This window comes from Burkholderia sp. 4NA327C6 (genome assembly GCF_005502655.1).
Taxonomy (GTDB): Bacteria; Pseudomonadota; Gammaproteobacteria; order Burkholderiales; family Burkholderiaceae; genus Burkholderia; species Burkholderia contaminans.
In genome coordinates, this window is record NZ_SCNZ01000035.1 from 20,290 (window position 1) to 34,989 (window position 14,700).

12 protein-coding genes and 1 pseudogene are annotated in these 14,700 nt (G+C 66.8%); 9 read left to right on the forward strand and 4 right to left on the reverse strand.

Annotated features, from left to right (window positions below):
* Window positions 1-45 precede the first annotated feature (45 nt).
* On the forward strand, window positions 46-744 hold the full coding sequence (locus tag FFS49_RS28855) for a response regulator (RefSeq protein WP_137910410.1): 699 nt from the start codon (window positions 46-48) through the stop codon (window positions 742-744).
* Between the two features lie 8 nt (window positions 745-752).
* Here the strand turns inward: FFS49_RS28855 and FFS49_RS28860 are convergent, their stop codons facing one another.
* The 3 genes from FFS49_RS28860 to FFS49_RS28870 form a co-directional block, all read right to left on the reverse strand.
* Window positions 753-1,406: a lytic transglycosylase domain-containing protein gene (locus FFS49_RS28860; protein ID WP_137910411.1), complete on the reverse strand. Its 654-nt coding sequence runs from the start codon at window positions 1,404-1,406 to the stop codon at window positions 753-755.
* A 129-nt stretch (window positions 1,407-1,535) separates the two neighbouring features.
* Window positions 1,536-2,876 (reverse strand): DUF3999 domain-containing protein, encoded by a 1,341-nt coding sequence (locus tag FFS49_RS28865; RefSeq protein ID WP_137910412.1) that lies wholly within the window; start codon window positions 2,874-2,876, stop codon window positions 1,536-1,538.
* Entirely contained in the window at window positions 2,873-6,286 is a 3,414-nt protein-coding gene (locus FFS49_RS28870) for a DUF2339 domain-containing protein (RefSeq protein WP_137910413.1), read from the reverse strand. Before FFS49_RS28870 ends, FFS49_RS28865 begins: the two co-directional genes overlap by 4 nt.
* Before the next feature lie 485 nt (window positions 6,287-6,771).
* Here FFS49_RS28870 and FFS49_RS28880 point away from each other — a divergent pair.
* The 7 genes and pseudogenes from FFS49_RS28880 to FFS49_RS28910 all read left to right on the forward strand — a co-directional run.
* A pseudogene (locus FFS49_RS28880) lies at window positions 6,772-8,062 on the forward strand (glycine betaine/L-proline ABC transporter ATP-binding protein); the annotation flags it as partial.
* Window positions 8,055-8,951, forward strand: a complete 897-nt coding sequence (gene choW, locus FFS49_RS28885; protein WP_006480571.1) for a choline ABC transporter permease subunit — start codon at window positions 8,055-8,057, stop codon at window positions 8,949-8,951. The pseudogene FFS49_RS28880 and the gene choW, both read left to right, overlap by 8 nt.
* Window positions 8,952-9,056: 105 nt before the next feature.
* Window positions 9,057-10,055 (forward strand): GlxA family transcriptional regulator, encoded by a 999-nt coding sequence (locus tag FFS49_RS28890; protein WP_039346651.1) that lies wholly within the window; start codon window positions 9,057-9,059, stop codon window positions 10,053-10,055.
* Window positions 10,056-10,153: 98 nt separating this feature from the next.
* Entirely contained in the window at window positions 10,154-11,101 is a 948-nt protein-coding gene (locus FFS49_RS28895) for a choline ABC transporter substrate-binding protein (protein WP_039346649.1), read from the forward strand.
* 395 nt (window positions 11,102-11,496) lie between these two features.
* Window positions 11,497-12,057: a hypothetical protein gene (locus tag FFS49_RS28900; RefSeq protein WP_137910414.1), complete on the forward strand. Its 561-nt coding sequence runs from the start codon at window positions 11,497-11,499 to the stop codon at window positions 12,055-12,057.
* Window positions 12,058-12,085: 28 nt separating this feature from the next.
* On the forward strand, window positions 12,086-12,706 hold the full coding sequence (locus FFS49_RS28905) for a M35 family metallo-endopeptidase (protein ID WP_226285488.1): 621 nt from the start codon (window positions 12,086-12,088) through the stop codon (window positions 12,704-12,706).
* Window positions 12,707-12,788: 82 nt separating this feature from the next.
* Window positions 12,789-13,118, forward strand: a complete 330-nt coding sequence (locus tag FFS49_RS28910; protein ID WP_171026853.1) for an OmpA family protein — start codon at window positions 12,789-12,791, stop codon at window positions 13,116-13,118.
* Between the two features lie 63 nt (window positions 13,119-13,181).
* Here the strand turns inward: FFS49_RS28910 and FFS49_RS28915 are convergent, their stop codons facing one another.
* Window positions 13,182-13,607 (reverse strand): PACE efflux transporter, encoded by a 426-nt coding sequence (locus FFS49_RS28915; protein ID WP_071333556.1) that lies wholly within the window; start codon window positions 13,605-13,607, stop codon window positions 13,182-13,184.
* 147 nt (window positions 13,608-13,754) lie between these two features.
* On the opposite strand from FFS49_RS28915, the gene FFS49_RS28920 reads away from it, so the two are divergent.
* Complete coding sequence (locus FFS49_RS28920) at window positions 13,755-14,681, forward strand: LysR substrate-binding domain-containing protein (RefSeq protein ID WP_137951031.1); 927 nt, start codon at window positions 13,755-13,757, stop codon at window positions 14,679-14,681.
* Window positions 14,682-14,700 lie beyond the last annotated feature (19 nt).

Genomic DNA, 14,700 nt, shown 5'->3' on the forward strand with positions numbered 1-14,700 from the left:
CCGTTGCGCAGGCGCGCATCACGCACCGGACGAAGGCGCTGCCGGATGAGCGAACCGAGCGTCGTCATCGTGATCGTCGACGAGGACAGGTTCATCCGGCATTTCGTCCGTGTCGCGCTGAAGGCCGAGCACATGCACGTCTTCGAGGCCGCGACCGGCGCGGCGGGCGTAGCGGCCGTCGGTGCGCGACGTCCCGACCTGATCGTCGCGGACACGAACCTGCACGATCTCGGCGGCACCGACTTGATCCGTGCGCTGCGCGCGTGCTCGGCCGCGCCGCTGATCGTGCTGTCGGCGCTGAGTGCGGAAAGCGACAAGGTGGCCGCGCTCGACGCGGGCGCGGACGATTACCTGACCAAGCCGTTCGGCGCCGCCGAGCTGATCGCGCGGATTCGTGCGCACCTGCGGCGGCAAGCCGGCGGCGGGCGCATCGATGCGGTGTGCGTCCGCTTCGGCGACGTGACCGTCGATCTCGGCGATCGCCAGGTGCTGCGCGGCGGGGCGCGCGTCCATCTGAGCCCGATCGAATTCCGGCTGCTGGCCGCGCTCGCGCATCACGCCGGCCGGCTGCTGACGCACGACCGCCTGCTGAGCGAAGTGTGGGGCGCGGCACACGGCAAGGATGCGCACTACCTGCGCGTATATGTCGGCCACCTGCGGCGCAAGCTGGAGTGCGATCCGCGCCGGCCCGCGTACATCGTCACGGAGACGGGCGTCGGTTACCGGCTCGCCGGCGCACGGTAGCGACGCGCTCAGGGGTTCGCGGCCGTCCGCGGCGCGTCGCTCGCCGCGCCGTTCGTATTGCGCAGTTGCGCGTCGAATTGCTGCACGCGCAGCGCGACCCGCTGCGCATAGCGCTTCGTGCCGCCGTTGTAGCGCACGAGCGCGGTTTCGACGTCGCCGTCCGCATCGTCGAGATAGCCGCGGAAGATCGCCGCGCCGATCCGCACGTTGGTGGCCGGATCGGAGAGATCCTTCACGTGCGCGACGAGATCGCGATGAGCGGTGGGCATCACCTGCATCAACCCGCGCGCGCCGGCGACGCTGACCGCGTGGCGATCGAAGCCCGACTCGACCGCGATGATCGCGAGCAGCAGCGCCGGCGCAAGCCCGTAGTGATCCGATTCGGTCTGCACCGCGCGTGCGATCGTGCGCGCGTCGGCGTACGCGACGTGAAAGCGGTTGCGCAGCGCGGTGACGATCGTGTCGAGGGTCGGGGGAAGCGAGGGGGCGGGCGCGCTGACGGCGCTGTCCGGCGCCGCGGGTGTGTCGTCCGCATGCGCGGGCAGCGCGATCGACAGCGGCAGCATGATCGGGAAGAGCAGCAGAAGCCGCTTCAGCCGCAAGGCCGGGCGCACGCGCGTGCGTGGCAGCGGCCGGTCATACGATGGATAGGTTTCCTGCATGTCGTCGCATCGTGGTTCCGATGCGACGACTGTACGCAGTTATGCATTGCGACCGTCGAAAGAAACCGGTTCGCCCGATAAACGGCGCGTAAAGACGGGCGACGGGCGACGGGCGACGAGCGCCCCGCGTCACCCGTCGCGGCGCGTATCGCCACCGCCTTTCGCGAGGCGCCACGCAATCGTGCCGAGCACGCCGACCGCGACGACCAGCGCGCCCCACAGCACGTAGCGGCGCGGTGCGTCCGTATCGGCAACTGACGCCGGCGTGACCGCCGACACCGGCAACGCCGCGCCGACGCGCGCGGGCCGCACTTCGGGCGCCATGCCGACCAGCAATGCGTCGCGGCTCACGGCCGACGACACGAGCGACGCGTCGCCGACACCGAGCGTAAACGGCGGCGTGCCGCGCGCGACGAACGTCAGCGCGGCCGGATGCCAGCCGATCGCGACGGCCGGCTGGCCGCCGCCGAATCCGCCATTGCGCATGTCGACGACGATCCGCCACGCGCGATCCGTATTCGCCGCGAATTCGAGCGGCGGATTGCGCTGCTCGCCGGCCTTGCCCTGCAACCGGAACAGCACGGCGCCCGCGACGTCGCGCCACGGCGCCTGCGCGTCGGCGCGGCTCTGCAGCGTCGCGCGCGCGACGGTATTCGGCTGCGGCAGGTCGATGCGCACGCGGTCGACCGGATAGGCGCCGTCGGTGTCGAACAGATACTCGCCAGGCGTGCCGCCGGCCCGCACGCGCACGGCGTCGCGCCATTGGCGCGGCACGGATGCGGTGTCGGCCCCGCGCGCATCGCGCAGGTGCGTCTCGACGTCGATCGACGCGATCGCGGGCGCACCGTCGAGCCAGTCGAGTCGCAGGTAGCGCGGCGCCGCGCCTTCGAGCGCGATGCGTTCCTGCACCAGCATCGCGTCGCCGCGGCCGACCTTCAGCAGTTGCGTGCTGCCGAGCGGCCGCCAGCTGCGCAGGTCGTCGCTGGCTTCGACGGCCACACGCCCCTGGTAGCTGTCGTCGCTCACGTGCACGAGCAGCGCGTCGATCTCGCCCTCCGCATGCGACAGGTCGACGAGATCCGCGCCATGCTTCGCGCGCACCGGTGCGGCGACGCCCGCGCGCAGCGCGCCGTCCGGGCCGACCGTCACGCCGAGTGGCGCGTTGGCGTTGTCGGCGCGGGCAGGCGGCAGCGGAAACCAGTGCACCGGCGTGCGCGTCGGCGGGACGGCGGCCGCGGCCGCCGCGGGGGCGTCGAGCGAATACGGCACCGGCTCGCCCGCGCTGTTGAAGATGCGCACGTCACCGAGATCCTCGCGCCGGCTCGCCGCATAGACGGGCTGCGGCACGGTGAGCTGGTAATACGCGGCGGTGCCGTCGAGGTCGAGCGCGAAGCGCTGCGCTGCGCGGCCGTCGGCCGCCGCGAACGACGCGAGCAGGCTCAGTCCGAGCAGGGCGGCGAGTCGTTTCATGCGTGGTCGTCCTGTTGCGCGGCGGCCTTCGGCGGCAGCGGCGAGAAATACCCGATCAACAGCAGCAGCACGCCGATGCCGATGAACGACACGATGCGCTCGATGCCGGACACGTGCGACAGGTCGAACAGGAACAGCTTGACGACCGTGAGCGCGAGCAGCGCGGCGCCGACGAACCACAGCGGACGCAGCCCGCGGCGCGTGGCCCAGATCGTGATCGCGAGCGCGCAAAGCGTCCAGTACACGGACACCGACGCCTGCACGAGCGTCGATGCCGCCATCGCGCCGAGTTCGTACGGCACGCCGGCCCAGTGATGCAGCGTGCGCAACAGGATCGCGTTCAGCCACAGGAACGCGGTCGCGCCGGCCGCGCTCACCAGCTCGACGCGATACTTGCCGAACGACCAGCCAAGCTTGCGTGCGCGCACGAACCACGACGCGGCGAGTGCATAGACCACCGCGAGCACGAGGTCGAGCGGGTTGAAGAGCGGCACGCGCGCCCAGCTTCCGCCGTCCTGCGTGAAGTTCGCGTAGAAGGTCCACACCCACATCACGACGATGAGCGGCAGCGACGCGAGCGCGCACATGCGGGCGATGCCGTCGCGGCGCGTCAGCCACATCCCGGCAAAAGCGAACAGGCTCCAGCCGACCATGAACACCTGCTGGATGCCGAACGACGACAGCACGGTGTCGATGTCGTAGGCCAGGTGGAAGCGATGATGCAGCGTGCGCAGCATCAGTGCGTTGAACCACAGGAACACGGTCGCAATGGCCGCGTAGTCGACGACGCGCGGATGCCACGCGATGCCGAGCGTCTTCAGGCGGCGCAGCCACATGGCGAACGCGACGAACACGAGGCACTGCGCGATGTCGAGCGGGTTGAGCAGCGGGAGCCAGAAGAGCGGCGCAGCGTTGCCGTCGCTGATCACGCTGGCGATGCTCCACAGCCACAGCAGCGCGGCGAGCGGCGCCGCGCCCCACACCTGGTACGCGCGCGGAAACGCCGCAACCGGCCAGCGCAGCCGCGAGCCGGGGCCCGACACCAGCAGGAGCAGCGCACCGAAACCGTAGGCCCATGCGCTCCAGCTCCACGCGCCTTCGGGCACGTATGCACGCAGGCGCCAGAAGCCTTCGAGCGACAGCAGCCCGCACACGGTCCAGAACGTCAGCGTATGCAGCGGCGCGATGATGCCTGCCGAGAGGGATGGCGCGCCGCCGCGTGCCGAGCCTGGCGCGGAACCGGCGCCTGCCGTGCCGCGCGACTGGCGCCACAGCAGCGCAAGTCCTGCGCCGACCGCGACGGGCCACGCGAACGCGCCCATCCCCGACAGCGGCGCCTCGTGTGCATCGAACGCACGCAGCGCGAGCAGCGCCAGCACCGGCGTCAGCGCGAGCGCGGGCCATTCGGCGAGCGGCCACGCCAGCCGGCGGCGCGCGGCATGCGCGAGCCACGCGGTGCCGGCCGCGAACAGCGCAGTCGTATCGACGACGAAGCGGTCGGCATGCAGGTCGACGTGACGGCTCGCGTAGACGAGGATCTCGTGCAGGCCGCCGCTCACCCACCACAGCAGCCCCCATGCGGCGGCCGCGGCGCCGATCTCGGGCATCCACGCGTGCCACGCGCGCGCTTCGCCGCGCCCGTGCAGCCACCAGCCGGTGAACAGGCCGGCGAGCGCGATCAGCAGCATCGCGATGTATGGGCTGTTGAGCACCGGCAGTGCGGCGGCGTCGGCCGGCCCGAGCAGGCTCGTGAAGAATGCGCCGGCCGCGGCAACCTGCATCAGCAGCCCGAAGCCGAACCGCAGCATGCGCTTCTCGCGCACGCCGAGCCACACGACGGCCGCGCCTTCGATCGCCCACGCGGCGCTGGTCGTCGGGCCGGAGAACGCGAGCGGCACGGCCAGCGTCGCGAAGATCACCGCGAGCGCGAGCGTGGATTCGAACAGCAGCGCGAGGCGGTCGCGGCGCCGCGCGAGCCACGCGGTGACCACGACGTAGAACGCCGACAGCGCGACGGCGCTCCACGCGAGCCCGAACGGCATGTCCTTCACGAGCGACGCCTGCAGCGCGGTCGCGATGATCGGCGTGCCGAACACGAGCGTGCCGTCCACGTAGTGCCGCAGCGCGAGTTCGCGTTTCACCGCATACAGCAGCGCGATGCCGACGTACATGAGGAAGAACAGGATGAGGAACGGCTCGGTGCTCGCGAACAGCGCGGGGCGGTAGGCCGTCACGCCCCATGCCGAGCCGATCGTGAACGTGAAGACGAAGCCGAGCAGGTTCAGCGGACGCCAGGCCTTGAACCAGGCGATCGCGAAGATGCCCGCGTTCAGCAGCGCGTAGTAGCTGAACAGCGCGACATGATTGCCGTGGCCGGTCGACAGCAGCACCGGCGCGAGAAAGCCGCCCGCGGTGCCCATGAATGCGAGCGGCTGCGCGTTCTGCCGCACCGCGAGGAACGCGCTCAGCGCGCACACGGCCACCATCAGCGGGAACGCGGCGCCGACGGGCAGCAGTGCGTAAAGCTTGGTCGCGGCGAAGATCGTCAGGTACAGGATGCCGACGCCGCCGCCCTGCAGCACGAGCCCGTACGCCGCACGGCGTGCGCGCACGCGCCAGCCGATCGCGAGCAGCGCGGCCGCGGCCAGCGCGGTGCCGGCGAGGCGGAATTCGATCGGCAGCATGTTGTTGTCGGCCGCGTACTTGAGCAGGAACGCGACACCGAAGAACAGCACGATGATCCCGACGCGCACGACCGTGTTGCCGCCGAGCAGCCAGTCGCGCGCGGCGCGGAATGCGCGCTCGACGAGGTCGGGTTCGCGCGGTTTGGGCGGCGCGGGGGGAGCCGACGGTGCGGGCGCCGCGGCGGCAGGCGTTTCGCTCGCGCGGATCGCGGCGGCCGGTGTCGGTGCCGGCGTGGCGGCGCGAACGGGGGAGGGAACGGGTGCCGAGGCGGATACCGATGCGTCCGGGCGTGCGGCGGCCGGCTGGGCAGGCATGCGCGGCGGCAGGGCGACCGAAGGCGGCAAGGATGCGGATGGGGATGCCGAGGCAGAGGCGGAGGCGGCCCCGGTGGGCGTGTACACGGTCGCGCCAGTCGTGGCCGAGCCGGCCTTCGCGCCGGCCAGCTGGCCGCGCAACGACGCGACTTCACGCGTCAGCGTCTCGACGGTCGCCTCGAGGCGCGCGACGCGCTCGGCCAAGGGAACCGGCGGCTGGGCGGGCGGTGCCTGCATCGCGAACGCGCCGGGGGCCGTGCCGTTGTTCTTGCGCTTGCGCTGTTGCAGCGTGTTGTCGAGGCAGAATCCGATCGCGGCACCGAGCACTGCGCCGGTGATGCCGGAGAAATCCCCGATCAATGCGGCAATCCCGCCCACGATGAAGCCGATTGCGGTAAAAGCCCAGTTCATCTCGCCTTTGCTCCCTCTCTCTCGTATCGTTATCGGCCTGCGATCGGACGTTTGCCGGTCGAGGCGGTATCGGCATGGCCGGCAGGCGAACCGGCGTGCGCTGCCGACCACGGTGGCCGCGTGGCGGCCTGCGTCGCGATCGGCGTGTTGGCGGGGAATGTATCACAGCGGCTGTCGCGAAATTTCCGGGTTGGCGCGGTATCGCGGCGTGCTCCGTCCGGTGTCGCCGCGCGGTTTTTTGCACGGTCATGCTTTTTATCGGGGGAGACGATACGCTTTCGTCTGAGCAGATCGGCGCGTGATCGGACGTGAAATTGTCGTAAAGCGACGCGTGCCCGATGCGATTTGCCGCAACGCGCGACGCGATATGCGCCGCGCTGCTGCGCACAAGTCCGACGCGCGATGCCCGTCGTTGCTGGACATGCGCGTATTGCGCCGCCGCAATCGGGTGCCGCCGCGTGCCGCGGCCCGCCCGGCGGGGCTGGCGGCCGTGTCGTATTTGCGCAAGCGTTTGTCGTAATTCGTCGGCAGGTCGGGGTTTTTTCTGGCAACTATGTAGGCACGCTAAGACAAGCGCGAGTCCCGCTACACGAGGAGAAGGTTTCGATGGATGCCCCCAAGGTCGTGGTCGAAGGTCTGTGCAAGGTGTTTGGAAGCAACCCGCAGCAGGCGCTCGACATGCTCGCCGCCGGCGCGACGAAGGACGATGTGCTCAAGCGCACCGGCCAGGTCGTCGGCGTGCACAACGTCTCCTTCGATGTGCAGGAAGGCGAAATTTTCGTGCTGATGGGCCTGTCCGGCTCCGGCAAGTCCACGCTGATCCGCCTCGTGAACCGGCTGGTCGATCCCAGCGCCGGCAAGGTGATGATCGACGGGCTCGACGTCGCGTCGGCGCGCCGCTCGGCGCTGACCGCGCTGCGCCGCAAGGACATGAGCATGGTGTTCCAGTCGTTCGCGCTGATGCCGCATCGCTCCGTGGTGTCGAACGCCGCGTTCGGCCTGGAAGTCGCGGGCGTCGGCAAGAAGGAGCGCGAGCGCCGCGCGATGGAAGTGCTCGAGCAGGTCGGCCTCGCGCCGTTCTCGCACAAGCTGCCGTCGGAACTGTCGGGCGGCATGCAGCAGCGCGTCGGCCTCGCCCGCGCGCTGGCCGTGAACCCGTCGCTGATGATCATGGACGAGGCGTTCTCCGCGCTCGATCCGCTCAAGCGCCGGGAAATGCAGGATGTGCTGCTGCAGCTGCAGAAGGAACAACGCCGCACGATCATGTTCGTGTCGCACGATCTGGAAGAAGCGCTGCGCATCGGCAACCGCATCGCGATCATGGAAGGCGGCCGGCTCGTGCAGGTCGGCACGCCGCAGGACATCATCGCGAACCCGGCCGACGATTACGTGCGCGCGTTCTTCGACGGCATCGACACCAGCCGCTACCTCACGGCCGGCGACCTGATGCAGACGGGCGCCGTGCCGATCGTGTCGAAGTGCGATGCAGCGAACGTCGCGGCGACGCTGAACGGCAGTGCCGACTATGCGTTCGTGCTCGATGCGCAACGCAAGATCCGCGGCTTCGTCACGCGCGATGCGATCGGCCAGGCGACGCCGTCCGTGAGCCCGATCGAATCCATCCGCCGCGATGCGTCGCTCGAACATGTCGTCGCGCGCGTGGTCGCGAGCCCGAATGCGCTGCCGGTCGTCGACGACGACGGCTGCTACTGCGGCTCGGTCGATCGTGCGCTCATCCTGAAGGCCATCACGCGTTCGCGAGGTTCCCATGTCTGAAATGATTCCGCTCGGTACCTGGGTCGACCAGTCCGTTCACTACCTGCTCGACCACGACGCCAAGACGTTCGACGCGATCGGCCAGGCGATCGAGGGGCTCGCGGCATTCGTCGAGCACGGCCTGCAGGCGATCCCGATGTGGCTGATGATGGCCATCTTCATCGGCGTCGGGCTGTGGCGGGTGGGCTGGCGCTTCGCGCTGTTCACGACGCTGTCGCTGCTGCTGATCTTCGCGACGGGCTTCTGGGACCAGACGGTCATCACGCTCGGCCTCACGCTGTCGTCGACGATCATCAGCCTCGTGCTCGGCATCCCGCTCGGCATCTGGGCCGCGAAGAGCAAGTGGGTCGCCGCGATCGTGCGCCCGATCCTCGACCTGATGCAGACGATGCCCGCGTTCGTCTACCTGATTCCGGCTGCGATGCTGTTCGGTCTCGGCCGCGTGCCGGGGATCCTGTCGACGGTGATCTTCGCGATGCCGCCGGCGGTGCGCCTGACGAGCCTCGGGATCCGCCACGTGAACCGCGAGATCGTCGAAGCCGGCCAGGCCTTCGGCTGCACGCCGTGGCAGCTGCTGTACAAGGTGCAGTTCCCGAACGCGCTGCCGTCGATCATGCAGGGCGTGAACCAGACGATCATGATGGCGCTGTCGATGGTGATCATCGCGTCGATGGTGGGTGCGGGCGGTCTCGGCAACGACGTGCTCGCCAGTATCCAGCGCCTCGACATCGGCCTCGGTTTCGAAAGCGGCCTGTCGGTCGTGTTGCTCGCGATCATTCTCGACCGCATCACCGAAAGCTTCGGCCGTGCGCCGGGCACCGTGAAGGCGCCGCTGTTCTCGGGTCTCAAGCAGCTGTTTCGCGTGAAAGCCGCGCCCGCTCAGGCGTGAGCTCCGGCGGCCGGACCCCGGCCGCTCATCCTGAACATGGATAACGGCCTCCGCGGCTTGCGCCGCGGGGCTGGCCCCCTGCAACCTCCTCGCCAGGAGACCGATGTGACGTCCGCCGTTGCTGTCGCGCCCGCAGCCTGCGTTTCACCGGTTTCATCGCTCGCCCATTTCGGCTTCCTGACGCTGCCGAACTTCTCGATGATCGCGTTCTCCAGCGCTGTCGAAGTGCTTCGGATGGCGAACTACGTCGGGCGTGCCGATCACTACCAGTGGTCGATCTATTCGCTCGACGGCAGTCCGGTGCACGCCAGCAACGGCATCGCGGTACGGCCCACGCAGGCGCTCGACTACACCAACCTGCCCGACGTGATGATCGTGTGCGGCGGCATCCGCATCCGCGACGTGGTCGACGAGGGTGCACGCGATACGCTCGCGGCGCTTGCCGAACGCGGCCTGCCGCTCGGCGGCATCTGCACGGGCGCGTATGCGCTGATGTCGAGCGGGCTGCTCGACGGCTATCGCTGCACCGTGCACTGGGAGAACCTGTCCGCGCTGCATTCGGAGTTTCCGCAGGTCGGCTTCGCCGACGAACTGTTCGTCGTCGATCGCGACCGGCTGACCTGCACCGGCGGCACCGCGCCGCTCGACCTGATGCTGAACCTCGTCGGCATGCGCTTCGGCCAGCAGCTGGCCGCGCAGGTATCCGAGCAGTTCATCCTCGAGCGCATCCGCAGCTCGACCGACACGCAGCCGATTCCGGTCGATGCGCGCGTCGGCTTCTCGCGCGCGGAGTTGATCGAGGTCGTGCGGCTGATGGAGGCGAACATCGAGGAGCCGCTGTCGCTCGAGGAACTCGCGCGGCTTGTGCGGCTGTCGCAGCGGCACCTGCAGCGCATGTTCAAGGTGTACCTGAACGTGTCGCCGACCCACTATTACCTGACGCTGCGCCTGAAGCGCGCGCGCGACCTGCTGCGCACGACCGACGCGTCGATCGCACGCGTGACGACCGTCTGCGGTTTTCATTCGCCCTGCCATTTCAGCAAGGCCTACCGCGCGCAGTTCGGCCACGCGCCGAGCTACGAGCGCCGGTTGCCGGGGCGCTGACCGAACCCATGGTCCGCGACGCCGCCGGGATCGCGGCGCGCGGCTTCAATAAACGATCCCGCATTCAAGCAAACGACATCACTTTGAGGAGAAGCAAGATGAAGCGCCTATTGATCGCAGCGGTGTGCGGGATCGGGATATCCGCGCCGATGTCGGCCGTGTACGCGGCCGATCCGCCCGTGTGCAAGAACGTGCGCTTCGCGGACGTCGGCTGGTCCGACATCGCGGCGACCACGGGCCTCGCGTCGACGATGCTGCAGGGGCTCGGCTACAACCCGACGAAGACGATCGCGTCGGTGCCGATCACGTTCGCCGGCATCAAGAGCAAGCAGATCGACGTGTTCCTCGGCTACTGGTCGCCGACGATGGACCCGATCATCCAGCCGTTCACGAAGGCCGGCCAGATCAAGGTGCTTTCGACGCCGAACCTGACCGGCGCGAAATACACGCTCGCGGTGCCCGACTACGTGTACCAGGGCGGCCTGAAGTCGTTCGCGGATATCCAGAAGTACGCGGACAAGCTCAACGGCAAGATCTACGGGATCGAACCGGGCAACGACGGCAACCTGCTGATCAAGAAGATGATCGACGGCAACCAGTTCGGCCTCGGCAAGTTCAAGATGGTCGAGTCGAGCGAGGCCGGGATGCTGGTCGAGGTGAATCGCGCGATCCGCGACAAGCAGTGGATCGTGTTCCTCGGCTGGGAACCGCATCCGATGAACGTGCAGATGAAGATCGACTACCTGAGCGGCGGCGACGACGTGTTCGGCCCGAACTACGGCGAAGCGAAGGTGCTGACGGCGACGCCGCCCGACTACGCGCAGCGCTGCCCGAACGTCGCGAAGTTCGTGTCGAACCTGCAGTTCACGACGTCGATCGAGAACCACGTGATGACGCCGATCATGAACAAGGAAGACCCGAACAAGGCGGCGGCCGAGTGGCTGAAGGCGAACCCGCAGGCGCTCGACAAGTGGCTCGCGGGCGTGACGACGCTCGACGGCAAGCCGGGCCTGCCGGCGGTGAAGGCTTATCTCGGCGTGCATTGAGCGAGGTGTGTTGGCTTTTTCCACCTGAGCCTACGGTTTGACGGTGGTCCTGCGCCCCCCGAACGACAGAGTTGTTATCTGGGTTCGGGGGTATGCTTGCCAAGCGCCGTGGTCGAGCGACTTGGCATTTGAATGATAGAAATATAAGAAAAATTAGTTATACGAATTTCGAACTTGTATTATTGAAAACCCTTTCGTAATCGCGCATTTTGGTGTTGGTTAATCGCACCAATTTCACGAAGGGGAATCAGGATGCCGCATACGCAGAAATTGCCCGCGCATTTGTTTGCCGTTGTCGACTCGCATCTCGAGAGCAACTGGCGCGGTGACGCTACCAATAGAGAATGGACGGTCGTGGAGCTTGCCGTTACACGCGGTGCGCAGGGGGATGGCGCATGATCCGCTATTTTCTTGCTCAAGGTGATCGAGGTGGCAGCGCGACAATCACGGAAGGCCTGCCGACCGTCACCTGTTCCAATCCGCCCCCGCGCGTGCATATCGCGACACTGGATATGCAGACCTACTGCACGGCGTGCGGACGGAAGGGCTTTATTGCTCCGAAAGGGCCGCGGTGGCCGGGAACCGGGCCGAACGGCAAACCTTGGGCGCTGAGCGGCGACGTCAACGTCTGCGGTTGCAATCCCCAGCCGGTGTTCTATGCCCAGCGCGGCATGATGATGCGATTTACGGCTGAACAAGCGGCGGCGTTGACCGGGCAGATCCGAAACCACACGGATTCTGCACTGGCAACCGACGATGAGCACAGCGAGCAGTATGTCTTGTGCGATGAGCAGAGTGGCCGTCCGCTCGCGCGTGTTCGATACCGCATATACACGGCATCAGGTCAGATCGTCAGTGGTGTCACGGATTCCGAGGGAAATACCCGACGAGTAACAACGAGTCACGCCGAGAAACTTAGGCTCGAGGTCGTGGAGGGCAATAGCGATGTCCTGTAACGAATACGTTTGCGTCCACGATTCCGCGGTGACGAACACCACACCGGGCTCGAAGTTGAAAGTTTTTCTTACGCTCAACGGCCCGCCAATCTGCCCGGCCATGACCGACGCAGAATTTAGAAAGCTGATGATGCAACTTCGTGATGAAGGAGCCGATCTGGTGAAGGAGCGCCTCGATAGATTGGCCGAATGGGCACCTGAGGAACGTAGGCGTGTCTGGACGTGGTTTGGCGCGAATGACCACGAAATTCGTCATAGTCTTATCACTGGATTGACGGCTACTCTTGCCGTCATGCGATCACTTGCCCCTGGGAATTTTCTGAGAGCCCATCCCGATCTGGATCGATCTCTTGGATGCTTGCCGACCAACAAGAACGTCGGCACTGTAGCGCACGTATGTGGTCCCGACACTGAAACACACACAATAAGCATCCACGAGGAATTTTGTACGATTCGCGATCGAAGCCGTGCGGCTACCTCGAAGTTGTCGACTATTATCCACGAGTGTACTCACTTCGAGGATACGTTTGGGGCGGGCGATCCAAAGTACGGAATCACGCGATTTCTCCCTGAGTGGGGGCAAAGTAACCCGGAAATGGCGATAAAAAATGCAGACAGTATTTCGGCATATGTTATCTGGCTGGATTAGCGCCGCAGTCTTACTGTTTGTGGGGGAAAACTCGTATGCTTGCGATGGGTCCGGGAATTTGCCAGGGCAAAACTTCGATCTGATGTTCGAGCAGAACGCTGCAACGGTGAGCGAAGAGCAGGCGAAGAAGCTGGAAGATTGGGTATCGAAAATGTTGTTGCAGTTCCCGATTCGCGAAGGCGTAGGGGTGAGCGGCGTAGCCGAGCCTGTGGAAACCGATCCTGAAGAACTGTCTGCCAGACGCGCCGAGTCCGCCCGGCAGTTGTTGGTGCATCTCGGGCTGAATAAGGAGCGCTACGCAGTTCATAGTTACGTTTATGAGCGCATGAGCGTTCAGGACGATGAAAATGCGAAACGCGCTGAGATAACATTGCTCCCTGGCTGCCCCGACAACTGTTGCGTCAATAAGTAATGCGCCTCGTGACGCCGGGCGGGGTGTATCCCGGTCGGCGCCTTGCAATAGCAGCAGCGTCACTCACGACCCCTTCGTCGCCGCCGGCACGTCGAACACCCGATCGAATGCCCACTGGAACACGAACGCGTAGCAGAAGAAGAACGCGAACAACCCGATGTCGACGACGAACGCGTCGAGCCACGAGATGTCGAGCCACCACGACACGACGGGCACCAGGATGAAGATCAGCCCGCCTTCGAATCCGGTGGCATGCAGGATCCGCCGCCCGAGCGTGCGCGCCGGCTGCCGCCGCGACGCTTCCCAGCGCTCGAACAGCGCGTTGAAGATCATGTTCCACAGCAGCGCGATCGCCGACATCGTCGCCGACAGTGCCCCCGAATAGACGAGATCCTGCTTGAAGATCGCTGCGATCGCGGGCGAGATGCAGGAAATGGCGATCGCTTCGTAGAGCACCGCCTGCGTGATCCTGCGCGGTAGGCCTTGCACGTCGTTTCTCCGGATCGACACCACTCGCCGCGGCACCGTGCCGCGACGTTCCGCAAGGCTATCCGCGTTGCACACCCGCTTCAATTCACCTAATCTCACCCCGATTCAATTGAATTCAACCCGGCCGCATTCGGCCCGCGAGGCCCCGTGTTCTCGAAAATCCCCCTGACTGCATTGCGTGTATTCGAGTCGTCGGCACGGCTCGGCGCGTTCAAGGCTGCCGCGGACGAACTGTCCGTGACACCGGCCGCCGTGTCGCACCAGATCAAGTCGCTCGAAAGCCGGCTCGGTGTGCTGCTGTTCGAGCGCGGTGCGAGCGGCGTGCGGCTCACGGACGAAGGCGAACGCCTGTTTCGCGCGAGTCACGATGCACTGCTCGCATTGAGCCGCGGGCTCGACGCGGTGCGGCCCGCGGCGGCGGGCGAGCGCACGCTCGTGCTGACCACGACGCCCGCCTTTGCCGCGATGTGGCTGATTCCGCGCCTCGGCCGGTTTGGCCACGTCGATCCGCACCTGCACATCAAGGTTGAAACCGGCAATACGCTGGTCGATCTAGAGCGCGATGCGCGGATCGATCTCGCGATTCGCGCGACGTCGCGCACGTTTCCGGCACTTCACGAAATTGCGCTGATCGACGAGTACTTCGGCGCGTATGCGGCCGCCGGGTTCGACGCGCATCGCACGGACGAGCCGCTCGACCTGATCGAGACCATGTGGGATACGCCGCTACCGGTGTCGGTCGATTGGGCGTCGTGGTGTCGGGCGGCCGGCCGAGAATCGTGGCTCGAACGCGCGGTGTTTCGCCACTACGACGACGAGCATTACGCGTTGCAGGCGGTGCTGCACGGGCAGGGCATCGCGCTGCTCAGCTCGGTGCTGGCTGCCGAGCATGTCGCGCACGGGGCATTGACGCCGATCGAGCCGGCGGTGCGGATCGAGGGCGCGCGTTTCGTCGCGCTGTGCCGGCCCGGGCGGGAGCGTGAGCCGCAGGTCAGGTCGTTTCTCGACTGGCTCGACGCGGAGATGGCGCAGACGCGGGAGGCGGTGGGGCGGATGGGGGGCGTCGGGCGGTAAAGCGGGCCGTGCGGGCCGG